Origin of the sequence: Microcoleus sp. D2_18a_D3 (assembly GCF_036702455.1) — a bacterium.
Classification (GTDB): domain Bacteria; phylum Cyanobacteriota; class Cyanobacteriia; order Cyanobacteriales; family Microcoleaceae; genus Microcoleus.
On sequence record NZ_JAUBTK010000043.1, the window covers coordinates 1 to 24,674 of the forward strand.

Genomic DNA, 24,674 nt, shown 5'->3' on the forward strand with positions numbered 1-24,674 from the left:
TCCGTCACTCAAAAAAGCCTTTGCAAAAAAGGAAAAAGAAGCCTGCGGTCTAACTGTACTCAGTTGACCGTCAGGTTTGTTCACATTACACGATCTCTCTACAGTTAAAATTTTCTGAGGTGGCCGGAGAACCCCCGCACATCCAATTTAAATCTCAAAAATAGTACAATACTTATGTATTTTAGTCAATAAACTGAGAATTTTGGTGAGATTGCTGGTGCTGCTATGCTAGTCTGGCTCTGCATCCCGACGCTAATCCTTGCGTCAAAGCCTCGGAGGCTAGAAAAGAGAGCCAGATTAAAGCAGTATTGTATTTTATTAACGCACCGATGGCGATCGGCGAAAATAGAAGAAAGAAACTGTTTAAATTAAGCTTCAGGTATTTTCACATGGATCTGGCCTCTCATCGATTTATGTCTTATTTTGAACCAGAGCAAGCTGCTCACCTTTGCCAAATAGCTGTTTTGGAGAGTTTTGCTGAGGAAACGCTGGTTTTTGAAGAAGGAGAAACAGCGGATTTTTTATATCTAGTTTTAGAAGGTAAAGTCGAGTTTAGCAAGCGGATAGAAAATCATAAATATCAAACTGTTGCTGTCGCTAACCCAGACGATTATTTTGGCGAACTAGGAGTTTTAGACGGAGAGCCTCGCAGTGCTAGAGCTGTGGCAGTTGCAGGCTCGACTTTGGCCAAAATAGACCGTGAAGAACTAATAACAACTCTCCAGTTTGCTAAAGGCAGTTCGGTACTGCAAATGTTTAGTTTCATTACTAAAAATTTACGGGATACCACGGATCAATATGTTAGCCAGTTGGTACACAAACAAAAAATGGTATTGGTAGGAGAAATGGTGAGTACAATTATTCACGATTTCAAAAGTCCTTTTACCGGAATTAAACTCTCCAGTGAAGTGATCAAAGAAATGCACCCGGATGAGGAAACTCAGGAGTGGTGCGAACTTATTCAATTGCAGGTTCAGCGAATGTTGGGGATGGCTGAAGAAGTGTTAGAATTTTCGCGCGGCAATTCTGTATTAAATAAAAAACCAGTTAATCTAATTCACACGTTGCAGCAGTTTCAAAAGTTGAACAGAGTTTATTTTGAAGCAGCAAAAGTAGATTTGGTAGTACGGGTGACAGAAGTGATAGTGGAAGCGGATGAAAATAAGATTTTGCGCGTTTTACAAAATTTAGTTGGGAATGCTGTTGAGGCTTTTGGCGGACGAGGGGGGCGGGTGGAGATTGCGGTGACACAAAGTGAGGAGTGGGCAGAAATTAGCATTTACGATAACGGCCCAGGCATTCCGCAGGCAATTAAGGAAAAGTTATTTGAACCGTTTGTGACTTATGGTAAACGGACTGGTACTGGGTTGGGAACGGCAATTGTTAAGTCGATGGTTGAGGCTCACCAAGGGCAAATTACTTATGAGTCGGAGGAGGGAAAAGGCACAACTTTTTACATCCGCTTGCCGAAAACTATGGATTTAGCAGATCAAATTTAAGTAGGTAGGAATAGGGAGCATCTTAATGAAAGCAGCCCAGCCCAAAATTGGAGTTAGGAGTCAGGAGTCAGGAGCCAGGAGAAAAGAGTCAATCGATTTTAGATTTTAGATTTTAGATTAAAGAATTGAAGAATTGACCCCACGGATAAATTCGGGGGCTTGTTTATCGCGTACAGGTTTTTTATTTCTGGGTCCTGAGTCTGCTTTCGGAATGAATCCGGGGGCTTGTATCCTGGATGCTTTCGGTCAGAAGGAAGAAGGAAGGAGCCAGAAAAAGTGTTTTTACAAAGATGAGATGCTCCCTAGGAAGATATATACTTAGGACTTTCTCACTAAGCCTCAGAGACTTGGTTGATGAGTAGATATCTTGTTATCAAACAATATTTTTCTAATAAACCGGGTTGAAGAGCGTAAGTCCTAATACGGTGTAGCGACTTGCAGAATCTAGTAGAATTGAATTAACGAAATGCTAAAAATCTGATGCCAGTTACTATTCAAACCTTACCCACAGAAGTTATCAATTTAATTGCCGCCGGCGAAGTGATTGACTCGATCGCCGCAGCGGTACGAGAATTAGTTGAAAATTCTCTGGATGCTGGCGCAACTCGCATCGTTGTTTCTGTCTGGCCCGAACAGTGGCGGGTGCAAGTTGCAGATAATGGTACAGGAATGGATCTGGAAAATTTGCGCCAGGCGGCTTCGCCTCACAGTACGAGCAAAATTACCACGGAAGCTGACCTTTACAAAATTGATACTTTGGGATTTCGTGGGGAAGCTTTGCACAGTTTAGCTCAGTTGGGCTGTTTGGAGGTTTTGAGCCGATCGAATGATTTGGGATTGGGGGATTTTTCGGAAAATCCAGAGTCGGCGTCAAACCCCGCCAAATCATCCTTTAACAAGGGGGGAATGGAAAATGCTCGATCGGGCTGGCGGGTGGTTTACAATAACGCAGGCGTTGCTGTGGAGGTGGAAACAGCGGCGATCGCTCCTGGTACGGTGGTGACTGTTGATAATTTGTTTGGCAATTGGCCTGTGCGTCGCAGTTTTTTGTCGCCGGCACAGCAAATGCGATCGATCCAATTAACCCTTCAGCAAATTGCTATTTGTCACCCGCACGTTAATTGGCAGTTGCGTCAAGGAACTACGCCTTGTTTGCACGTAACTCCTGGTAGCACAGCGGAACAACTTTTACCTCAATTCGTGCGGGGAATTCGCTTGAATGATTTGCAGTATTTAAAAGTAAATTTGCCTTCATTTCCTGAAAGGAATAAATCGCCAGATTATTTCGCACACACGCAATTGTTTTTGTCAAAAACACAGCCTAGTTACCCATGCCCAATTCCCGATGCCCAATTCCCAATGCCCAATGCCCCATGCCCTATTCCAAATTCCCAGTTTTTAGAATTAGTAATTGGTTTGCCCGATCGCTGTCACCGCAGGCGGCCGGATTGGGTGAAAGTTGGGGTAAATCGGCGAGTTGTGCGATCGCCCGAATTAGAGCAAACTATTCTCAGCGCCTTTGCCCGCACTTGTCCGCGCGATCGCTATCCGGTGTGTTTTGTTCACCTGCAAATCTCCCCTTCGGAAATCGACTGGAACCGCCACCCGGCTAAGGTTGAAATTTATCTGCATGATCCGAGTTTTTGGCAAGCACAAGTTAGCGCGGCAATTTCTCGTGCTTTACATTTGAACGATGAAGTTTTGCCCCCTGCCCCAATTCCCGCTCGAGTGGGACAATTACTGAAGGCATCGGAACAAAAAAGTGCTTACAGTGTCGGAATTTCGGCTAGGCAGAATGATGAAGGCGACGAACAGGAAAAAGCTAATCAAATAGGATTGATGGAATTGAGGGCGATCGCTCAAGTTCACAATACTTACATTGTTGCAGAACATTCCAGCGGAATGTGGTTGGTGGAACAACACATCGCTCACGAGCGCGTTTTGTACGAGCAATTGTGCGCGGCTTGGCAGCTAAAATGTCTAGAAAAACCAGTAATTCTCAGTCAATTATCTGCACTGCAAATTGATAATTTATCCCGCTTGGGTTTGGAAGTAGAAAGTTTTGGCGAACAGCTATGGGCTGCCCGCGAAGTTCCTGAATTGTTAGCCGATCGAGATGACTGTGCGGATGCGCTTTTTGAGCTCAGTAAAGTCGCCGATTTACAAGCGGCTCAAGTTGCGACTGCTTGCCGTAGCGCTATGCGAAACGGTACTCCTTTGAGTCTTTCCCAAATGCAAAATTTGTTGGATGAATGGCAGCAAACTCGTAATCCGCGCACTTGTCCTCACGGCCGCCCCATCTATTTTGCTTTGGAAGAATCTACTCTGGCTCGGATTTTTCGCCGCAGTTGGGTGATTGGTAAAAGTCACGGGATTTGAAAGTTGATTTGACATTCGAGGGCGTTCACCTCAATCTGGCTCGATCGCAAAAAATATCGTGAAGCTTTATTAAAAATAGTGGCTGATTTAGATGAAAAAATTTAGAATATATTAAAATTTAAATAAGGCACTGTTTTTAATATCTTTTGAGCAACAGGCAAGATGCCTGTTCCACAAGAAAAAATGCCTGTATTACCAGAAAAAAGGTTAATAATACTACAACAAAAAGCTGCAAAAGGCAAGATGCCTGTTCATGATATTAGCCCAATAAGTAAATTAAAAATAAATTAATAATCAATATGGATTTTCCGATCGCCCGACAACTCTTTTATCGAGAAATAAATCAGCCCGATGGCTCGATCGACCTGGCGAAAGCTGCCCTTTACATGGCGTTGGAAGAATACCCAAATTTAGAGCCCGAAGAGTATCTCAATGCTCTCGACACGATCGCAGATGAAGTCCGCGATCGCCTGCCGGCACAGAATTATCCGCTGCGGATTATTCAAACTATTAACGCCTATTTATACGGGGAGTTGCAGTTTGCGGGCAATGATGTTGATTATTACGACCCCCGCAATAGCTTTTTGAATGAAGTGATCGATCGGCGTACTGGCATTCCGATCTCTTTATCTTTGGTTTATTTGGAGGTGGCTAAGCGCATTGATTTTCCGATGGTGGGAATTGGGATGCCAGGACATTTTTTAATTAGACCGGATTTTGAAGATGCTGGCATTTTTGTTGATGCGTTTAACGGCGGCGAAATCTTGTTTCCTGAAGATTGTCAAGCCCGACTTTCTCAAATTTACGGTCAACCTATGGAGTTGCAGCCGGCTTTTCTGGCTCCGGTAAGTCGCCGACATTTTTTGGGGCGAATGCTGGGAAATCTGAAGGCCATTTATTTGCAACAGCGAGATGCTTCGAGGGTGCTCTTGGCGATCGAACGGATTTTGCTGCTGTTTCCCGACGCGCTGGGGGAACGGCGCGATCGCGGAATTCTCTATTATCAACTGGGACGCTTGGTCGAAGCGCGCCACGATTTGGAACTATACCTGAGAAATGCTCCTAATGCTCCTGATGCTGCTAGAATTCGCCAATTGGTCGATCGGCTTGATCGGGATATTTAAATTTGGTATCGATCGCACACTATAGCCATCCTAAATCATTTGTGAATTTCTTACTCCCTCCCCTTGATAAGGGGAGGGTTGGGGTGGGGTCAAAAATTTACGACTCCTGCAAGGATTGCTATATAAGGCGTGAAAGCGACACTCAATAAACTGCTGCCCGACGACCAAATTTCGCTTTTATAATTTTTGCAAAGGTATCTAAAATTGTCAAACAGCTAATTCTAACATATTAATTCTCAATTAATACCTATCTTTTGATAGGTTAAATTTGCTTGACATGACTGTAAAATCATAGGTCATTTACCGAACTTCCGAGTCCACTTTCCCGACTGATACCCGCACTGATACCTGCACTGATACCCGCAATGACGAGCGATCGAAAAAGTATTTTGACGTAAAGAGGCACAAACTCATGAACTTTCAGTTTCAACAAGGTTATCTCAACGGAATGCAACCGCTGTCAGCCAATTTAACCAAAAGAATGTCAAAGTCTTTATCATTTGGTTTGGCGCTTTTGTTGGGAACAAGTGCAGTATTCCTAAGCAGCGGCAAAGCCTTGGCATTAGATAATGTCACCGTAAAATACGGTGCTGTTGACGTAACATTACCGATGAGCGACTTGCAAAGCTTTGCACAAACCGGCAAACCATCATCTCAACTGCAAAGCGTTCTGAGTCTTGCGAAACAAAGTCCCGAGTCGGTGCGCCAAATATTAACGCAAGAAGTCCCTTTAGATTCCCAATTAGTAGCGGGGCTGGCAAATACTTATTTTGGGGAAATTGTTTTCAAACAATTGGGGGAGGTTGCTTATACGCCGGCCACTCGTCTTCAAAGCGCGCCCGCACTGCGCGATGCTTTAGTCGCCGCTTCCAAAGATGGCAAAATATCGCTGATTGAAGTGATGCAAAATTACAGCCCTGCTGCCTTAGAAGTTGACGGGAATCAAGCTATAGCTATTTACCAACGAGTGATTAAAGACTTGCAAAATTTGCAAGCTATGTATCAGAATTCCCCGGCTTTGCAAAATACCGCCGGCCAAGCGGTGAATTCGGCCCGACAAATGATTTGTCAGCCCAGTCCATCAGGAAGTGCGAAATAAATAACTGAAGTTGGAGGGAATTGGGAATTGGGAATTGGGAATTGGGAATTGGGAATTGGGAATTGGGAATTGGTGCTTTTTTTCCTATTAGCTCTAGCTTTCAGCTATTACCAATTACTGATGACCAATTACCAATTATTAGGCTACGCGAGGGTAAAAGTTTCCCAGGGAGCATCTCATATTTGCAAAAACACTTCTTTCTTCTTCCTTCTGACTCTTTTCTCCTGGCTCCTGACTCCTGACTCCTAATTCCAATTTCGAGCTTTGCTGCTTTCATTGAGATGCTCCCGTTTCCCATTACCCATGATCCCTTACCCCTTACCCATTCTTTGAGATAGTTGCTCGGCTACCCGCTTGAGTCGGCGGAGTTGGTCTTTCATATCTTTTTCCGTCCAAGGGGCGGCAAAGCGATTGAAACCAAATCTAATTAAACGATTGGGAATTTGAAATTCAAAGCGGTTAATCAAGAGAGTTCCTTGGATTTGCGGCTGGCATTCCCAACGATCGCATCCTTTGAAAAATCCGTCAAACCCCCAAACAATTAAACCTGGTTGACGCTCCAATACAACACTCTCTAAAGAGGGTTGCAAAACGGGAATTTTTATGATAAATAAGCTGCGACTTCCTACAGCAGTATCCCATTCGCCCTGGGGTTCGCAACGTAGCAGGGGATTGAGCCACTTGTGCATTAAAGTACGATCGACTATACAGCGCTCCACCAGAGTAGCAGCAGCCTGAATTTCAATGGATTGCTCGAAAACTTGACGAATTGACATGAGAACCTGCAACAACGAGGGTATTACAAAACTTTGCTTACTTTAATAGTCCTTTATTTACTTGTAACGTCAATTTTTCCAGAAATTAAAAGATTGACACACTCATAAATACAGTGTATCATCTTCAAATAAAGTATATATACTGATTATGGAGTTAGTCGAAAGGCACATCATTAAACCAAATCATAGGTTTTATCGAGAAGCCGATCGACTGTCTTGGCTGTGCAAAAATCTTTACAATAGCGCTAACTACATCTACCGTCAAAACTTTTTCGCCAGCCAACAAACAAATGCTCAGGCTGTCGATCGCACCCTCAAAATAAGTCCTGATTACAAAGCACTGCCTGCAAAGGTAGCACAAAGCACGATCGGCTTAGTCCTCAAAGCCTCGACTAGCTACTATCTGGCGGTGCGAAACTATCAGGAAGACCCAACTAAATTTAAAGCCGCCCCGAAAATCCCTCATTACAAAGGTTCAAGAGAGCGAAAAAGAGAGGACGGGCGCTATGTAGTTGTATTTAATTGTCAAGCTGTCCGCAAAAGAGCCTTAAAAAAAGGATATGCTCGTCCCTCTGGGACTAATATTTGGTTCCCCTCAAAAGTCACCTCGATTCTGGAAATCCGGATTGTTCCCAAAGTAGGTTGTTATGTTGTCGAGGTGCTCTATGAAAAGTTAGAACAGCCTTTACAAGTTAATCAGACAGTAGCTGCCATAGATTTAGGATTAAACAATCTGGCAACATTAACCTACAATGTTCCTGGGTTAGTACCGACAATCTTGGATGGACGGGCTGTTAAGTCAACAAACCAATACTGTAATCAAGTTTCATCGGCATTGAAATCATTGCTGCCCGCAGCGCAAAAAAACAGTAAAAAACTTGCCCCATTGTGGCACAAGCCTAACTGTAAAGTGGATTACTACCTCCACACGACGAGTTCCGCAATTATTAAAGAACTCGTTAATCATCAAAGGGGCTTGCTAGCGATAGGCTGGAACCATGATTTTCAAGATGGGATTAATACTGGTAAGGTTAATAATCAAAATTTTGCCTGTATTCCCCATCGCCGATTCGTGCAAATGTTGCAGTACAAAGGACAACTTGCAGGAATTAAAGTTGGGTTAGTTGAGGAGAGTTACACATCCAAATGTTCAGCTTGGGATTTGGAACCAATTCAACAACATTCCGGCTACATTGGCAGTAGGGTAAAAAGAGGATTGTTCAGAACCCAAACTGGACGCTTCATAAATGCCGATGTCAACGGTTCTTTGAATATTGGCCCCAAAGCAGTCGGAGATGGGTTGATCCCAAATTCGCTAGAGGGTTTTGTAGTTAACCCAGTACATTAAAAGTGTACAAACATTAAATTTAGGCGATGTCTAGATTTTTTGGAACTATTATTAAAGTTTCGTCTTCTCCTTGTCAAATGTGACGTTAACCTGAGAAAAAAATGAATGAAACTTGGCAAGAAATAACTAGACCCATATCGGGCCCAATAGCGGGTTTGTCCGATCGCCTTTTGGCACAGGCCCAGCCCGCAAATCCGCTGGCACAGGCCGAACGCGGAATTAACAATCTCTTTCAGGGCTCAAACATTGAAAATCTCCTCTGGGCCGTCGGTATCCTGCTAGTTGGCTTGATAGTATCAGCCGTCGTCTCATCTATAGTCGGGGGATTGCTCAAGAAGACGACGATCGACAATCGGCTGGCGGCTTGGATTACCGGCCGCCCGGAAGGAGCTGAAACCCCGCAAGTGGAAAAATGGATTTCCACAGCGGTGTTCTGGATCATTTTTATCTTTTTCCTAATTGCCTTTTTCGATCGCCTGAATCTAACGGCTGTCTCGCAACCGCTCAATACTTTTCTCAATCAAATTACCGGTTTCTTGCCGAAGTTAGCCGGCGCCTTAATTTGGTTGGGGATTGCTTGGGTGTTGGCGACAGTCGCCAAAATGGCCGTATCGCGCGTGATGCGGACTTTTAGCGTAGACGAGCGCTTGAATCAGGAGGTGGGCGCAGCGCCCAGCGAGCGCCCTTTGCTGCTGAGCGATACTGTGGCGAATGCGCTGTACTGGTTCATTTTTCTGCTGTTTTTGCCGCTGATTCTCGACTCACTGGAAATGCAGCAGGCTCTGCTGCCGGTTAATAATTTACTCAACCAAATTCTGGCGGCAATTCCGAAAATTCTGGAAGCTGTCCTGATTGGGTTTGTGGGCTGGCTACTGGCTATGGTGGTGCGGCGGATTGTCACGAATCTGTTGGCTGCTGCTGGGGCGGACGGTTTGGGCGCTCGGTTTGGAATTTCGCGGACTTCTGGCGGACAATCGCTGTCGTGGATTGCCGGGACGATCGTCTATGTTTTGATTTTGATTCCAACGGCGATCGCAGCTCTCAACGCTTTGGAAATTCAAGCGATTTCGCAGCCTGCAGTCGCGATGCTCAACGACATTTTGGGCGCGGTTCCCAAAATCTTCACGGCAGCGCTGATTCTGGCGCTTGCTTACCTTTTGGGGCGCTGGGTAGGCGATTTGGTTACTAATATCCTGACCGGAATTGGCTTTAACAATGTCTTTTCTTGGTTGGGGGTGCAGCCACCGAAACAGTCGCTGAGGCTACCGCCAAGTTCGATCGATCCGGAGGCAACGATTCTTCAGGAACCGGAACTTCCGGCCCGCACGCCTTCTGAGTTGGTCGGCATTGTGGTGCAGGTGGGCATCATGCTGTTTGCAGTGGTGGCGGCTACCGACGTGCTGCAAATTCCAGCGCTGACGGCGATTGTTAGCGGTATTGTCCTCGTTGCAGGTAGGGTGCTGGCCGGTTTGGTGGTATTTGCGATCGGCTTGTATTTGGCGAATCTGGCGTTTAGTTTGATTGCCAGTTCTGGAACTCGTCAAGCGCGGCTTTTGGGCCAAACGGCTCGGATTGCGATTATTGCCTTTGTTTCGGCCTTGGCGCTGCAACAGATGGGCATTGGCAGCGATATTGTGAATTTGGCTTTCGGGCTGCTGCTTGGGGCGATCGCAGTTGGTATTGCTCTAGCTTTTGGTTTGGGCGGGCGCGAGATTGCGGCCGACCAAATTCGCGAATTGTTAGCGTCGTTTAAACAAGATAAGACGCCGCGTTCGTAACTCTATAAAATGGCGTTTGTCAAGTACAAACGCCATTTTTTTTATGATTAATTTCATTGTGAGGGTCCCGAAGCGATCGCAAAGCCTTTGAATTTGAGGATACAGCTATAGACTGTTCCGAAGCAGAGATTGATTCTGGTTTCTGGGCCGATGCCCCTAATTGGGGCTTGCTGAATAAGCGATCGCAAATCAATAACAAGAGCGATCGATATATTCAACCAACGTTAAATATGAGGGAGCATCTCATCTTTGTAAAAACACTTCTTCTGGCTCCTTCCTTCTTCCTTCTGACTCTTTTCTCCTGGCTCCTGACTCCTGACTCCTAACTCCAATTTCTAGCTGGGCTGCTTTCATTGAGATGCTCCCAAATATGAGTTTTTCCTGCTTCAATTTTAGTAAAACATAACTGTAGATTATGTTCTACCCAAAAACAGGCATTGTTTTCCCCGAACGGCATAAAAATCCACAAAAAACCCGGCGCCACCCGGTAGAAAGTTTCATTACTAAAAAAGTAATCGCAATGGCTGTTTGCGAGGTATTGTCAAGTTTTGCCCTGACCAAATTCAGATCGAATCTTCGTTTACGCAAGCCCCAAATTTGCCCTCAATTGCATTTCTAATCCTCTCATCAGATGCGGCTTGCTTCTTTTTTTATTTACTCACATTAAAGATTTTGCAGGGGCTCCCATTTCGATCGGGGAAGTTTTCAGCATATTCTGCTTCAAACTCTTACTGTATGCAGGGTTTATCAGTAAACCCTATTGATTGTACTGGGTCATAGCCAAACATTCGGTAATAGAACCCCTGCTGGGTAAGGAGTTCGGCGTGAGTACCAGATTCAACAATCGCACCTTCCTGCATCACAAAAATCAGATCGCAGTCTACCGCAGTTGTCAGTCGGTGCGTGACCAAGATGATGGTTCTCTTGCGGCGCAGACGTTGCAGAGTCTCTATGACCCACTGCTCGTGCTTCAAGTCCAGCGCATTCGTGGGTTCATCGAGGATGAGTATGGGAGCCTTAGTGACGAGTGCCCGCGCGATAGCTAGGCGCTGTCGCTGTCCCCCCGATAGGTTTTGACCGCCCTCAGCGATCGAGGTATCATACTGCTCCGGTAGGGTTTCGATGAACTCGGCTGCCCCAGATTCAACCGCCGCCTCCCGAATATCGGAGAGCCTCGCATCCGGGCGACCGTAGGCGATATTCTCTGCAATCGTTCCGGGGAAAAGCGGGCTGCCTTGCGAGACGAGCGCCATGTGTTTGCGGACATCGGCAATCTTAACGGTGCGGAGGTCAAAGCCGTCGAGAAGGACGCTGCCCGATGTCGGGTCGTAGAAGCGCGGCAAAAGATTGAGCAGCGTACTCTTTCCCGTTCCGCTAGGACCCAAAAACGCCACCATCTGACCAGGCTCGATACTAGCGCTGATATTCCGTAAAACGGGTTGCCCAGCGTTGTACTCAAAGCTCACGTCGGCAAATGCTAGTGTGCGGGGATAGACGGGAAGCGATGGCGCGTCAGGCGCGTCTTGTATGGCGGGTGGCTCGTCAAGAACCGTAAAGACGCGATCGCATGAAGCTACAAACGTCTGGATCTTGGTCGTGAACCCCAACACCCAACCTATCGGGTCCCAGAACTGCCCCAGGTACGCCATGAATACGAGCAGATCGCCGATGGTCACGCCGCCGGGCACCGGACGCAAGAACTGGTCGCGATAAACTAGGTATCCGCCGTAGCCTAAGATTACCCCGCTTCCCAGGGCAAAGACTACCTGAACCGCTAGCGGATAGAGGTTTTCTTGCCAATTGAGCCGCATGGAGGCCTTGACGCTGCGTTCGACCGCCTGCCCGAAGCGCCGCGACTCCGTTGCTTCTCGACCGAAGGACTGGATTAGCCCGATCAACTCTATAGCTTGCTGCATGGTTGAGGTCATCACCGCATCGGTCTGCTTCGACTCCAGGGCTCGACTCCTAATCCTTCCCTCGAAGTACCAATTCGCCAGTATTAGAAGCGGAGTGAACGAAAGTGCAAACACGGTAAGAAGGACGTGGCGCGACAGCATGATCCAGATCATCGCCGTCAGCGTCACCGATGCGGCCGTGGAGCCGATGAGCGTATCGATTACCCCCCAGGGGCCGAGACTGTCGTAGCTCAACCGATAGATTGCGTCACCCTGCGATCGGGAGCCATGCCAGCCGAGACTGTGCGCCTGCATTTTGTCGTAGAGTTCGGTACGAACCCGCAAGGTTCCGTTGTACTGGATGCGGTAGTTCAACATCCTACGGAGCATGAAGACGGTATCGCTCAGGATTCTAATAATCATCGCGACGAACGCCATTCCGAAAATTCGGTTCAGCGTGCTTTCACCGAACGGGGCAAGAAACAGCGTATGAATCCAGTTGGATTTCGGAGTTGGTGACAAAACCGTATCGACTAGAATCGCGATCGGCCAGGCGTTGAGAAGGTTCAAAAGCACCGAGGCCCCGATTAAAAGCAAGAGCGTGACTATCAGCCATAAATCTTGGCGGAAGTAGGAAATAGAGCGCAGGACGATCCGCACCAACCAATGTTGGTTAATTAACGGCATCACCAATTTTGGTGAGTTCTTCTGGCTCTTCAAACGTGCTTTGAATTGAAAATTCATGGATGTGCTGGATGCCTCTAAGTAAGACAATGCACCAATTAGGAAGTTTCACCTCAGTCAGAGAAGCCAGAAATTAACTTTGGGTTTTCACCCCTGTTGTCAAGCAGGGCAGATGGAATGTGAGATTATTCGACTGGTGCAAGATGTAAGGTAGAGTTTCGTTGTTTAAGGGTAGCTAAATAGAAAGCGAGCTCGCGTATGCTTCCTGGTGTGATGCGTAAGCGTTGCTTTCCCGAAAGCAGTCACAAAGTTGAAATAGTCTCAACTTTTAGTGCGGAACTTTCCCCAAGTGGTCGATCGCATCCAAGCAAAAACCCCATCAGTCGGGCAATACGGCATTAGCCATCGCCCAATAGATGACTACAATATTAGGAAAAACCTTCAGTAAATCCAAAGTTCTCTACGTTGCAAAGGAGCCGGCATCGTCAGCTTGTCGAAACTAACTGAAACCCGACGCAATTTAGGCTAGACTCGATTTTTAGCGATTGTCGATAAATTTGTTATTAACGTCCGAAAACTGGGAACTGGAAAACCCTCAGAAGTAAATTTTGTTGAAGCTTTCCGTTTGGCTGGAGTGGATGGCTTAACCACAACAACCACCGGCCCTGAATCAGAAACATTCAACCACTCCTCATCCTCGAACAACGACGACGGACGGTAATCGTTGACACATATTCCCTTCTAAGTAATAAGCTAACACACATAAAAACAGGTGTGCAAGCACCATTCGTTGTATCGCTCGCAACAACACCCACAGCATCACTAAGAGCGAAAACACTACCCACACAACCAACATAGGAAGCTGCATTGCCCACGGCAACACCACCTGGGCCGGAAGTATCAGCACCAGAACCAGTTCGCATTCAATCAGAGGAGGCTTAGGGGTAAGGATTCTCTTGATATTGTGCGATCGCTGTATTTGGAGGGTGGCGATCGCTTTTTCATGCTAGCGGGACTTCACCAACAAGTTTTAATCATAACAAACCTTCAATTGGCTTTATATGCAGCTTGGACTGCTATATTTTGTTACCACGAAATTGGGTCTAAAGCCCCGTCCTTATAGGACGGCTTTAACTACAAAGACTGTGAAGATTTGTTGGATACACAGACTTGTAAGTAAAAATTTTTGTAAAAGTGGTAGACTATTGCAATGATAGTATTAGAGTTTAAGTTAAAGGGCAAAGCGGAGCAATATCGAATCATCGACGACATGATTCGGACGGCTCAATTTGTGCGAAACAAAACTCTTAGACACTGGATAGACAATCAAGGGATTAAGCTAGTAGACCTGTACAAACAATGCGCCGTTATGGCTAAAGAGTTTGAATGGGCGGGCAAGCTTAATTCAACGGCACGTCAAGCTTCAGCGGAACGTGCCATTTTTGCTATAGGGCGTTTCTTTGCCAATTGCAAAGCGAAAAAACCCGGAAAGAAGGGATATCCACAATTCAAGAAGCACACTCGCTCCGTTGAATACAAACAATCAGGCTGGGCGCTTTCTAGCGACAAAAGATACCTAACATTTAAAGACGGTTTTGCTGCTGGAAAATTCAAGTTAATCGGCAGTCGGGATTTGCATTTCTATGCGCCCGATGAGATTAAGCGAATCAGAGTTGTACGCCGTGCCGACGGATACTACGCCCAATTCTGTATCAACGTTGAACGAAAAGAGGAACCCGTTTCTACTGGTAAATTTATTGGCATAGATGTCGGGTTAAACCACTTCTATACTGACAGCGACGGTGAAACAGTTCCTAATCCTCGGTATCTCATAAAAAGTGAAAAAGCTTTGAAGAGATTGCATCAGCGAGTTTCTCGGAAAAAGAAAGGTTCCAGAAACCGGAAAAAAGCGCTCAACAAGTTAGGAAGAAAGCACCTAAAGGTTAGTCGGCAGCGTAAAGACTTCGCCATAAAGACGGCATTGTGCGCGGTAAAATCTAACGATTTTGTAGCCTATGAAGACCTTCAGGTGCGAAATATGGTGAAAAACCACAAGCTTGCTAAATCAATTAGCGATGCAGCTTGGTCGCAATTTGCTCAATGGTTGGAATATTTTGGGAAAGTGTACGGCAAAACAGTTATTGCTGTTCCACCGCAGTACACATCTCAGAACTGTTCAAATTGTGGCAATCTTGTCAAGAAAACCCTGTCAACTCGAACCCATATTTGTAGTTGCGGAACGATACTAGATCGCGACCACAATGCCGGAAGAAACATTTTGGCAAAGGGCTTGAAACAGGCAGGAATCACTTTAAATACGGTGGGACACACCGGAATTCACGCTGGGGGACAGACCGATCTCTACTCGCTGGTGGCAGCATCAACGAGCAAATCGACTGGATGATCCAAGAATCCTCGTGCCTTCAGGCGCCCGGAGTGTCAAAGCTAATCCACAAATCTATACGTAGCTGTAGGAAGTCGGCATCATAATTATTCAGAGATGTCAACTAAAATATTGTGAGTAACCATTTCGAGCGCCTCAAGATTAATGTTCAAAAATTACTTGTGACGGCAAAGTGGCTTGAAAACTTCTATATTTACTGAGCCTTTTGGCATATCGCAGATTTATCGCACTTTATGTCTGAGTATGTCAGATATTGTCACCCCTTATTGGGAATGACAATATGCTGCGAAATCTCCCAAAAATAATGGAATCCTTAGTGTATAAGGATTCCATCTATCGGAGCGGCGGGATTTGAACCCACGACCCCTACTACCCCAAAGTAGTGCGCTACCAAGCTGCGCTACGCCCCGACAGCTTTAACAGCTTAGCATAGAATTCCCAAAAAAGTCAAAAAACTTTTAAAACTTTTGCAGCCTGCACCAAACTCGGAACCGCAGCCGCCGGCCAAAAACCCTCGCCGCGACGGCCAGCATTCAATATCAACTGCACGCTGTAAGCTTCGGGATAGCCTTCCACCTGCACCCACAGCAAGTCGCTTTCGGCTTCAATGGCGATTTTTTCCTCATCCATTAACTCAGAGGCCATTTGACTCATTGTGCCGGCTAATTGCCCCAACAATCGGCAAAAATCGTTCAACTCAGCCTCCGTGAGTTCGATCGCCCAACCGTCGCCAGCCACCAAACCCTTAAACTCCTCCGCCTCTGGGTTCCATCCCAAACGCCACCCAACACCCGTTTTAATTACACGTTCCACCATTGAGGGATTTTAGATTTTAGATTTTGGATTTTAGATTAGTAGGACTTACCCATAAATACGAAACGGAAGAAACCGGGTTTTTTAGCTGTGTTAAAGGGTCAACAGCAATATTTCCGTAAAAAACCCGGTTTCTGTATCCATGAGTATTAAGGTGCCAGCAACTTCGCATCTCCCGGCTGCGGCTGCGGTATCTCCGGCGAATTCGATCGCCCTTGTGGTTTTTCCCCCGCCGCTGGTGTGCGCCCACGCCCGGAAGTCTCGGTAAAGACATCAACCAAAGCTTGAACCAAAGCATCCCGCTGTGCTCTATTTAAACTTTGAATAGCAGCGCGATCCTGTTCCATTGGATTTGAGCGCAAAACGTCCTTTCCCGGATAAACGCTTTCCACCAAATAATCGGGAGTCGCGCCCAAATAGTCAGCTAAACTCAACTTCCAATCAAAGCGGTAATTGGGGGGCCGTCCTTTGACAAATACGTGATATCGAATCAACCGCCCCACTAAAGTATTGGTAGGATCGACTTTTCCAGTTTCCTTGGAAATGTAGTTATTTTCGATCGGGAAATCCGGCAATTTTTCGTACACCAATTTCCACGCATCTTGCACCCTCACTTGCGGTGGCGCAGATTGTTGAGCAACCCGCTGCACAGACGCTGACTCAGAACTCCGCAGCAGCGAAGGTTCCAAAGCCGACAGACTCAGTTCCCCGGATTCCAATACCCAACTCAAAAGCGTGAAAATCGCTACACTCAAAGTAACAAACAGAAAACTTAAGCCCTGCTTTAATCTATTCACGGTTTTGACAAGAATTTCAAAAATAGAATAATTTCTTGACACTCCCCGGTCTAAAGACGCGGGGATTCTTAAGGACAAACTTTGGGGGATGAATCCCGCCAAAGTTTAATTCTTAAAGGGTTCGTCAGCAGCCCACTACCCACTCGCTTAATAATTAAGTCTGTGGCTACTTTTGATTTCCGAATGATGTTCCCTGCACCGTTAGTATCTGCATTGATCGATAATCCAGTGCTAGAACGGTACAATCCTCTTTTGATTCTTTTACCCGATGGCTGCCAATTGTCGGGTTTTTCACCGACTTTCACTGGCAGAAAATCTCGGTCTAAAAAACTCGATTTTGATGTGTAAGATTCATCTTGATCTACAAATCGCCATCCCATTAAGTCGCATTCTTGCTGCAATCTTTCCTTGACTTTAGCGGTAGGAATTTGAACAAAACTCTGATTGGTCTTACCTCCCATATTAACTTCTTGCTTTTGTCCTTTATTCCAGCCAAAAACTATGACGTTAATTTGGTTATTTTTGCAATAATTTACGATAGTGCTGACTGCTTTATTAACCGCATCTCTCATTCTGCGGGCGCGAGTTTCCGATAACTGTTGCAGTCTTTTTGACGAAAAGCCTTGAGGTAATTTATGTCGGGCGTGTTCAGATTGAAGAAAAGCTTTTCGTTTGTTAAACCATTGATTCCAAGACTTCAACTTATGACCATCAATAATGAAAGGGTTGGCATTGCTAGAGACACAGGTTAACCAATTGTTGATGCCATGATCGATGCCCAAAACTCCTGTTACTTCGAGACTGCACAGGCGAGCCTGTTCAGTTAGACTTTCGTGGACATACTCAATCCAGACCTGACCGTTTCTAGGGATCAGCCTAAGTTCTTTGAGCTGGCAATCTTTTAACCTTTCTGGCAATGGAACCCAGAGAGCATCTGTCCCAAAGTGTCCTTTCCCTTTGGTTCCCAGAGGTAGCCTCACTCGATTGCCAACTATTTTTAAGGCTTGCCCTGGATAGGAGACTTGGTACATAGCGCCTTTTGCTCTATATTTAGGCAGCCTCGGTTTTTGATTAATCTCTCCTTTTTTGGCTAACCTTTCCAAGGCTCGAAAAGAGCTAAAAGATTCGGCAACAGATTTAAGGGATTGTTGAGCTACCTGAGAATAAAGTAAACCGTAATTCTCGTTGGTTTTAGTGATTTTGTACAAGTCAAGATATTTGACAGCACTTTTATCCTTAAAGTATCGTTGGCGACTTTCGTAAGTGCCAACATTAAACAGATTGTTCGACCATCTGAGTAGTTGCTCAACAATGGTTTTGTGGAGTCCCTTTAAATGCCAAATATCTTTTTGTACTGCATACATTTGATTTCACCTCCTTTGATTTATTTTACCGCATCTGGCAATCTTGATAGTAGGCAGGATAAATCCTGCAACGCCCTTTCATCCCTGGGCTAAAGCCACAGGGTTTTCAGGGTATTCTTTATAATTTTAGGATTTACGCTCATCAACCCGGTTTCTTAGAAAAATCAGAGGTTTCTTAACGAGGTAGCTAGGAATAAACCGGGTTTCTCGTCCCGCGCGCCCAAGTCTAGTTTGAAAAAGTTGTGAGTTTTGAGTTGACAAAAATTGCTGGCAATTCACCACTCAAAACCCAAAACTCCCAAAGTCTAGTACTTGTCTCCGATAATTTCCGGCTGAGTCAGTTCGTCCGACATCTCAAATATCGCCCGCATTACAGGTTTCATTTGATGGTCGTCCATATTGTCAAAATCTTCATAGCGACGGCGTTTGGCGCGGTTCGCCACCTGCACCGTAATCCGATAGCGGTTGGATGCACCGTTAATCAACTCTTCCGCGCGACGGGTTAGCTGAGTAGAATCGAAGGGTGGACGCTTATTAGCCATGAGACTACCTACTTTATGTAATGTTACATTCTAGTCTAGTATGTCAAGATTCATAATTTATTAACTGAGTATTATTGCTTATGCAGGTAGCAACAGCCTATTCCTTTGGTCACTTGCATCGGGGAAATTCTCATCCCCTCAAATTGGTTGCTTTCGGTGACAGCTTAATCTACGGTTTCGGCGACGGTGTAGGCGGGGGTTGGGTGGAAAGATTGCGGCGCCAGTGGATGTTACCGGAGAGTGTAGGACACGTTTTATACAATTTGGGCGTTCGGGGCGATCGGGCTTATCAAGTCTCCCAGCGGCTCGAAAACGAGTTTCGCCACCGTGGCGAGCTCAGAAACCGCGTCCCGGATGCGATTATTCTTTCCGTAGGCCTCAACGATTCGGCGAGAGTGCAGTCGCCTACCGGGCGCAGTTATACTGATTTTGAACATTTTAAAACTGTTTTGGATCATTTGTTAAACCTGTCCCAACAACTTTGTCCGGTGATATTTGTCGGGATGGTGCCGGTGGATGAAAGTAAAATGCCTTTTCAAGATTGTTTGTATTACAGTCATGCCGACCAATATCGGTATAAGGAAGCAACGAAATTAGCTTGTGAGTTGCGGGGAATTCCCTATTTAGATATTTTTGATAAATGGGTAAATCGGGGCAGTGATTGGTGGCGATCGCGCTTGATTGCAGATGGGCTTCATCCCAATGCAGCGGGCTATCAATCTTTATTTGAAGATGTGACAAGTTGGGAGCCGATCGCAAGTATTAGTCATTAGTCAATGAAGTAGGGTGCGTCATCAGCGCATTATTTTCGTTACAAACTAACAATCTCACAACTGACGAACCAGGGAACAAACTGTTCGTCATAATCCTACTTTTCGTGGTGATTGAGAATGTCAAACCTGACGCAGTTTACCACAACTCTTTCTTTTACAAACAGTTATGTGCGTATAGACTCTACTGTGAATGAGAACTTAAGCTTAGGTATTCCGCTTGCCTGTAAGAGACTGGCGATCGCCTCTACACTTGTCTTGTACGACATATTATCTTTAGAACCAAACGGAATATCTGCTTTCCATTTTCCATTTAAAGTGACAGTTACTGTAGCGGGTGTGATAAATCTTCTCGGCGATACATACACTTTTTCTATATATCCTTCTTCTTCGTTGAGCTTTACTTTAGCAAAGTCAGACAAGTAGGCTTCTAGCAGCAACCAAAAGACTCTATCTACTGTGGTTTGCAAATAAACTTCTTTGTAAATTTTATGCTGAGAACCTTGATTTGTCCTCCCTTTTGCACCGTATATGCTGTTGCTTATAGGAAAAACTCCAGACTTGACATCTGTCTTTCCTATTGGTTCTTTTAAATCGCAAAAGAATGGCTTAACAAATATCATCATTCTTTTATCTCTACTACTGTCTATGTAATTATCATCTTTTGGTATGCACTCTAAATACTTATTTACCTCATAACGATTTAAGTCAATACCACGTTCCGTTAACAAGGCCACGAGATATTGCTTCTTATTAGCAAGATTAGCTAACCTTACAAGCATACCTGTATTACTATCCCGGACAGTTGTTGTGTTGGTTGGTAATACTTGCTTTTTACTAAAATCTATCTCTTCATTAAAAAGTAATTTAACCAAATCTTGTTTATAAGGATATATTCGTTCTATAGCCTTGCGGGAAAGTCTCTCATATAGGTCATCTTGGTTATCTTTAGCCAAAGATATCCCTCCAATCCCAAGCAAACACTTATTTTTTAGGATGGCTAAAGAAGCTTCATCAACAGCCCTAACCTCTACATTTGCCACTTGAGTCAAATCGTACCCTTGAATGTATTGTAATGCTTCTCGCTCGATTCCATATACTTCTATAATTAACCCATTAACCAACAATCTTCTCACGGCTAATTCATAAATGGGTTTACCTTTATAAGTATAAGCAAATTCCCAATTAGTATAATAATTACTGCGCTTTCTAAAAATCCTTCTCAGGAAACGCATTTCTGAGTTCCAGTTGTAGCCTAATTCACTTAGATTTATGCAAATATGTATTACAGTCAGAGGCAAAACAGCCTTTTTTACTCTCCAATTATCTTGCCAATAGATAGAAGTTTCGATAAATTTAAGGTCTTCTTTTCGGGCGGATTCTACACCTAATACAAAACTGTAAGGGGCTAGGCTAAATAACGTTTCCCGTAATAATCTCTCTGTGGGAGCTAATTTCTTAGCCTTGACTTTAGTTCCATTCAACTGCGGGCTGTACTGCTCAATCCGCTGCTGTTCGATAATATCAAGTAGCGATTCCGGCAATAATTCGTAGTAGATAGTAAACTGTTGTTTTCGTTGCTTTTGTAGTTGATATAGTCTGTGGTGACTATCACCTGTCCACCGGGTACGCAGATTCTTTGCTTGTCCTATGTACCAAATTATGGATTTTTCATCAACAACGTAATATATTCCCGATGCTTCTGGCAGTAGCGTTCTGCCCTTTAAACTTATATGCGGTAATTGCAGGATATGTTCGTCTGCGCTCATATTGTGCTTCTAGAGTTGATGCGATATATGTCGTCTATATCTAATATTCCCATGTGTGTTAGCTAATATCAATAGAACTGGCAGTTATTCTCAAACGGCTTTGTCCGTAAATCCTGTTAATTACAGAGACAGGGCTTACGCATGACGCACCATCCAAAAATCTTGCGTCACGAGCGGATTTTTTGTGCCGATAGAGCGTTCAATAACCAGGTGGGTGTTGCAAACTACCAACCATTTTGTTGATCGCACTTGCGATCGCCAACAACTCCATTTCACGCCACCGCTTACCAACAATTTGCATTCCAATCGGTAAACCATTTTGAGTTTGTCCAATTGGAATTACCACGGCAGGATGTCCGCTAAGATTAGAAGGCATGGTGTAAGCCCCGTTTGCCACTGCATGAGGATAGGATCTGCCATCAATGTCAACGGCACTCCAAGCGGGACGGTGAGTAAACGCAGCGGTTGCCGCAACGGGACAAAGCCATACATCCCAAGGTTCTAATGCCTCATCTATATGGGCAGTGAAGCGATCGCGCTGTGTGAGTGCCTCGAAATATCCTTTCAAACTTGGATTCAATATCTCAGGTAGGAATCTGCTGAAATCTCCCAATTTTCGGAGTTCCTTGTCGCCTTGGGTTGCGGTGCGGAAGATTAACTCTAAACTGCGACGCACGTTATATCTATCCTGCGGTTGAGCGTAGATAGTCAGGTACATTGACATCCGTCCGTAGAGATTCAATATTTTGGAAAGCTCAAAGTCTTTGGGAAGCCAGCGTTCGATTTGGACACCTGCGTCAGAGAGTGTTTGCACGATCGACTCCATAGCTGCTCGAATTTCAGAAGCAACGGGAACTTCGGCCCATTCATCGCTCCAAGCGATTTTGAGATGCTGCAAAGGCTTGCCAGAGGGTTGATCGAGCGGAATCGGCGGGACATCAGGGCGTCGCAGATCCGCGCCTGCAATTAACGAAAAACATAGCCGGATGTCTTCGAGCGATCGCGCAAAACACCCCACTGTCATCATTTGCCGAATAGACAGTGGCATTCCCGGCACTTCAGGAATCTGCCCTGCTGTAGAAATACGGCGATCTGTCGCCTTTAAACCATATATGCCGCAGAAATGAGCAGGCTGACGCACCGAACCCCCGAAATCGTTCCCCAAATCCAACGGTGAAAGTCCGGCTGCGACAGCCGCGGCACTCCCTCCAGAACTGCCCCCAGGTGTGTAGTCAAGATGCCAAGGATTATTCACCCGTGGAAACAGAGAATTTGTGCTTTGATAATCGGCAGCCAGTTCCGCCATGTTGGTTTTTCCCATGATGACAGCACCTGCGGCCCGCAATCTCGCAACAGCAGTTGCATCCTGTTGAGGCACATAATCTTTGAGGGGAATATAGCCTGCTGTGGTGCGGAGTCCGGCTGTTTCAAAAATGTCTTTAATCGTGATGGGAACCCCATGTAAAGCACCCCAGTTTTCTCCTCTGGCTAGGGCTTCATCCGCAAGTTTTGCTCTAGTACGGGCATTGTCTTCATCCAGCGTACAAATGGCGTTTAATTGCGAGTTGTGCTTTGCAATTTGAGTAAGGTAAGCGTCGAGAACTTCGACGGCAGAGACTTGGCGATCGCGAATCATTCGCGCTAGCTGATGGGCAGAGGCAAACGTCAGGCTACTCATAGGCAACAAACAGGTATTTCTCGATCTAGTCAATTATATTCACTTTTAGTTAACTCACATCTTGCACCATTCTCAAGAACAGGCTTTTCGGCCTCTTCCACAAAGAGTGAATTTTATTGTGGAACAGGCTTTTCGGCCTCTTCCACAAAGAGTGAATTTTATTGTGGAACAGGCCTAAAAGCCTGTTCATAAAAAGCTTATTGAGAATGGTGCAACATCTCAGTTAATATAGTTAACTAATATCAAACGGCTTTCGGTTTTGTCCCTAAATCCTGTTAATTGCAGAGACCTGGTAGATAAGGGAGATAAGCAACATAAGGATTTTAAGGAATTTAAGCATTTTAAAATCCCAAAAGAAGCATCAAAATATTTATTTTAAAAGACCGTATCTTCCCCACACTAAAAGTAAAAGCATTCAATAATGATTACATGACGGAGGGAAAGAGCAAGTTCGGTAGTAATTAATCAGCCTATCAAAAGCTTACTTTTCCTCAATAAAAAGCTTGTGTAAATTGGAGAATCAAAAATGTCTGTATTACATCGCATTAAATCCGGTACATCTGTTTTATTAACACTGGGAACATTTGCGGCAACCGCAGCGCCGATGGTAGCTCCTGCGCCTTCTTTTGCTCAAACAGCTTTTTCGGATGTTAATAATAACTACTGGGCAAAAGACTTTATCCAAGATTTGTCAGAAAGAGGAATTATCAAAGGATTTCCCGATGGTAGTTTTCGCCCGGATGCACCGGTAACGCGGGCTGAATTCGCGGCAATGGTGCGTTCTGTGAAAAAGGCAAAAACCCGCGATGCTGTGAGGTTTGCCGATGTTCCGTCGAATTTTTGGGCAAGCGGGGCGATCGCCGAAGCTTACGAAATGGGATGGATGTCTGGCTATCCCGGCAATGTTTTCAGGCCGACACAGCAGATTCCTCGCGTTCAAGTTGTAGTCGCTTTAAATAACGGAATGGGCTATGAGCCTACGTGCGATTTTCAAGATGTTCTCAGCTACTATAATGATGCGGGTGAGATTCAAACTTATGCTGTCAAAAGCGTTGCTGCTGCTACTGAAAAACAGTTGGTTGTCAGCTATCCCAATCCTAAATCTCTCAAACCCAACAAGTCAGCAACGCGAGCTGAAGTAGCTGCTTTTATCTATCAAACATTAGTGAGTACCAATCAAGCAAGAGCAATTAATTCTCCTTACATTGCTAAGGTTGATGTTAACGAGTCTGTTGCTGTGCAAATTCCCAGGGGGGTGACTATCCCAATCGAGTACACAAAAGGCAAGATTTTGCTCGGCCCTAATGACAAGTCTCCAATTACGCTGACTGTAGCTTCGGATATCACGGGTAATAATGGTCAAGTGCTGATACCCGAAGGCTCGAAAATTAGTGGCGAATTGCGATCGACTGCTTCGGGCGTTCAGTTTGTGGCTCAAGAATTAAGTATACTCAACGGCAGCAGAGTGCCTCTCAATGCCACTTCGCAACTGATTACTAGGAAAGAAACTGTTACCAAGGGCGTTAATGTTGGCAATCTGGTTAAGAATACGGCGTTGGGTGCAGCAGCAGCGGCGGCGATTGCAGGTGTTACGGGCGATCGGGCGATCGCGACTGAAGAGGTGCTCGGCGGTGCGGGAATCGGGACTTTGATCGGAGTATTTTTGGGCCGAGATAAAGTCGATTTGTATGCTGTTAATCCCGACACCGATTTAGATTTGCTGTTGAATTCCGATTTGGTAGTTGGTACTGCCAGCACAGACATTTGTAGCGCTCGATAGAGCCAATACAGCAGAAGGAAGAAGGAAGAAGGAAGAAGGAAGAAGGAAGAAGGAAGAACAGAAGTTACTCAGAACATCTATATGTAGGGTGCGCCCTGCGCGCCTTACCGCTATAAATTTAACCGCTATAAGTAGCGCGTAAAACCAATTTTTGCGTAATTCCTGTAAGTGTGAA

At 45.2% G+C, this 24,674-nt stretch carries 20 protein-coding genes, 1 tRNA gene and 1 pseudogene; 11 read left to right on the top strand and 11 right to left on the bottom strand.

Annotated elements, in window-relative coordinates:
• Positions 1-389: 389 nt before the first annotated feature.
• The 5 genes from QUB06_RS19490 to QUB06_RS19510 all read left to right on the top strand — a co-directional run bounded on the left by QUB06_RS19490 (position 390) and on the right by QUB06_RS19510 (position 6,101).
• Positions 390-1,499 (top strand): ATP-binding protein, encoded by a 1,110-nt coding sequence (locus QUB06_RS19490; RefSeq protein WP_333436652.1) that lies wholly within the window; start codon positions 390-392, stop codon positions 1,497-1,499.
• A gap of 480 nt (positions 1,500-1,979) precedes the next feature.
• A complete protein-coding gene (gene mutL, locus QUB06_RS19495; RefSeq protein WP_333436653.1) occupies positions 1,980-3,878 on the top strand; it encodes a DNA mismatch repair endonuclease MutL in 1,899 nt (632 codons plus the stop codon).
• A gap of 162 nt (positions 3,879-4,040) precedes the next feature.
• Complete coding sequence (locus tag QUB06_RS19500) at positions 4,041-4,169, top strand: hypothetical protein (protein WP_333436654.1); 129 nt, start codon at positions 4,041-4,043, stop codon at positions 4,167-4,169.
• A gap of 8 nt (positions 4,170-4,177) precedes the next feature.
• Positions 4,178-5,002 (top strand): transglutaminase family protein, encoded by an 825-nt coding sequence (locus QUB06_RS19505; protein WP_333436655.1) that lies wholly within the window; start codon positions 4,178-4,180, stop codon positions 5,000-5,002.
• Between the two features lie 412 nt (positions 5,003-5,414).
• A complete protein-coding gene (locus QUB06_RS19510) occupies positions 5,415-6,101 on the top strand; it encodes an alpha/beta hydrolase (protein WP_333436656.1) in 687 nt (228 codons plus the stop codon).
• A gap of 100 nt (positions 6,102-6,201) precedes the next feature.
• Here QUB06_RS19510 and QUB06_RS19515 read toward each other — a convergent pair whose 3' ends face one another.
• Both QUB06_RS19515 and QUB06_RS19520 read right to left on the bottom strand, forming a co-directional pair.
• Complete coding sequence (locus QUB06_RS19515) at positions 6,202-6,378, bottom strand: hypothetical protein (protein WP_333282521.1); 177 nt, start codon at positions 6,376-6,378, stop codon at positions 6,202-6,204.
• Positions 6,379-6,412: 34 nt separating this feature from the next.
• Positions 6,413-6,877 carry an SRPBCC family protein gene (locus tag QUB06_RS19520; protein WP_333282524.1) on the bottom strand — a complete coding sequence of 155 codons (465 nt, stop codon included), beginning with the start codon at positions 6,875-6,877 and terminating at the stop codon, positions 6,413-6,415.
• A 148-nt stretch (positions 6,878-7,025) separates the two neighbouring features.
• Between QUB06_RS19520 and QUB06_RS19525 the strand changes: the two genes are divergently transcribed.
• A complete protein-coding gene (locus QUB06_RS19525) occupies positions 7,026-8,225 on the top strand; it encodes a transposase (protein ID WP_333436657.1) in 1,200 nt (399 codons plus the stop codon).
• Positions 8,226-8,326: 101 nt separating this feature from the next.
• The gene (locus tag QUB06_RS19530) at positions 8,327-10,003 is read left to right on the top strand and encodes a mechanosensitive ion channel (protein ID WP_333436658.1); all 1,677 of its coding nucleotides are present in this window, start codon (positions 8,327-8,329) and stop codon (positions 10,001-10,003) included.
• Positions 10,004-10,423: 420 nt separating this feature from the next.
• On the opposite strand, the pseudogene QUB06_RS19535 reads toward QUB06_RS19530, so the two are convergent.
• Positions 10,424-10,653, bottom strand: a pseudogene (locus QUB06_RS19535) (transposase); the annotation flags it as partial.
• A 78-nt stretch (positions 10,654-10,731) separates the two neighbouring features.
• Positions 10,732-12,642, bottom strand: a complete 1,911-nt coding sequence (locus tag QUB06_RS19540) for an ABC transporter ATP-binding protein (protein WP_333436659.1) — start codon at positions 12,640-12,642, stop codon at positions 10,732-10,734.
• Between the two features lie 1,150 nt (positions 12,643-13,792).
• Between QUB06_RS19540 and QUB06_RS19545 the strand changes: the two genes are divergently transcribed.
• On the top strand, positions 13,793-14,986 hold the full coding sequence (locus QUB06_RS19545) for a transposase (protein ID WP_333436660.1): 1,194 nt from the start codon (positions 13,793-13,795) through the stop codon (positions 14,984-14,986).
• A 336-nt stretch (positions 14,987-15,322) separates the two neighbouring features.
• Here the strand turns inward: QUB06_RS19545 and QUB06_RS19550 are convergent.
• The 5 genes from QUB06_RS19550 to QUB06_RS19570 form a co-directional block, all read right to left on the bottom strand.
• Positions 15,323-15,396 (bottom strand) — tRNA-Pro (locus tag QUB06_RS19550).
• Positions 15,397-15,433: 37 nt separating this feature from the next.
• Entirely contained in the window at positions 15,434-15,802 is a 369-nt protein-coding gene (locus QUB06_RS19555; RefSeq protein ID WP_333436661.1) for a DUF1818 family protein, read from the bottom strand.
• Positions 15,803-15,948: 146 nt separating this feature from the next.
• Entirely contained in the window at positions 15,949-16,596 is a 648-nt protein-coding gene (locus QUB06_RS19560; protein ID WP_333436662.1) for a hypothetical protein, read from the bottom strand.
• 68 nt (positions 16,597-16,664) lie between these two features.
• A complete protein-coding gene (locus QUB06_RS19565; RefSeq protein ID WP_333436663.1) occupies positions 16,665-17,960 on the bottom strand; it encodes a transposase in 1,296 nt (431 codons plus the stop codon).
• 305 nt (positions 17,961-18,265) lie between these two features.
• Positions 18,266-18,502, bottom strand: coding sequence for a DNA-directed RNA polymerase subunit omega (locus QUB06_RS19570; RefSeq protein ID WP_333080095.1), 237 nt, complete (start codon positions 18,500-18,502; stop codon positions 18,266-18,268).
• A gap of 80 nt (positions 18,503-18,582) precedes the next feature.
• On the opposite strand from QUB06_RS19570, the gene QUB06_RS19575 reads away from it, so the two are divergent.
• Complete coding sequence (locus tag QUB06_RS19575; RefSeq protein WP_333436664.1) at positions 18,583-19,275, top strand: GDSL-type esterase/lipase family protein; 693 nt, start codon at positions 18,583-18,585, stop codon at positions 19,273-19,275.
• Between the two features lie 164 nt (positions 19,276-19,439).
• Here QUB06_RS19575 and QUB06_RS19580 read toward each other — a convergent pair whose 3' ends face one another.
• Positions 19,440-21,041: a hypothetical protein gene (locus QUB06_RS19580; RefSeq protein WP_333436665.1), complete on the bottom strand. Its 1,602-nt coding sequence runs from the start codon at positions 21,039-21,041 to the stop codon at positions 19,440-19,442.
• Positions 21,042-21,240: 199 nt separating this feature from the next.
• Entirely contained in the window at positions 21,241-22,719 is a 1,479-nt protein-coding gene (locus tag QUB06_RS19585; RefSeq protein WP_333436666.1) for an amidase, read from the bottom strand.
• Between the two features lie 526 nt (positions 22,720-23,245).
• On the opposite strand from QUB06_RS19585, the gene QUB06_RS19590 reads away from it, so the two are divergent.
• Together QUB06_RS19590 and QUB06_RS19595 are read left to right on the top strand one after the other, a co-directional pair.
• Positions 23,246-24,499 carry an S-layer homology domain-containing protein gene (locus QUB06_RS19590; RefSeq protein WP_333436667.1) on the top strand — a complete coding sequence of 418 codons (1,254 nt, stop codon included), beginning with the start codon at positions 23,246-23,248 and terminating at the stop codon, positions 24,497-24,499.
• The gene (locus tag QUB06_RS19595; RefSeq protein ID WP_333282560.1) at positions 24,462-24,641 is read left to right on the top strand and encodes a hypothetical protein; all 180 of its coding nucleotides are present in this window, start codon (positions 24,462-24,464) and stop codon (positions 24,639-24,641) included. Before QUB06_RS19590 ends, QUB06_RS19595 begins: the two co-directional genes overlap by 38 nt.
• Positions 24,642-24,674: the final 33 nt, after the last annotated feature.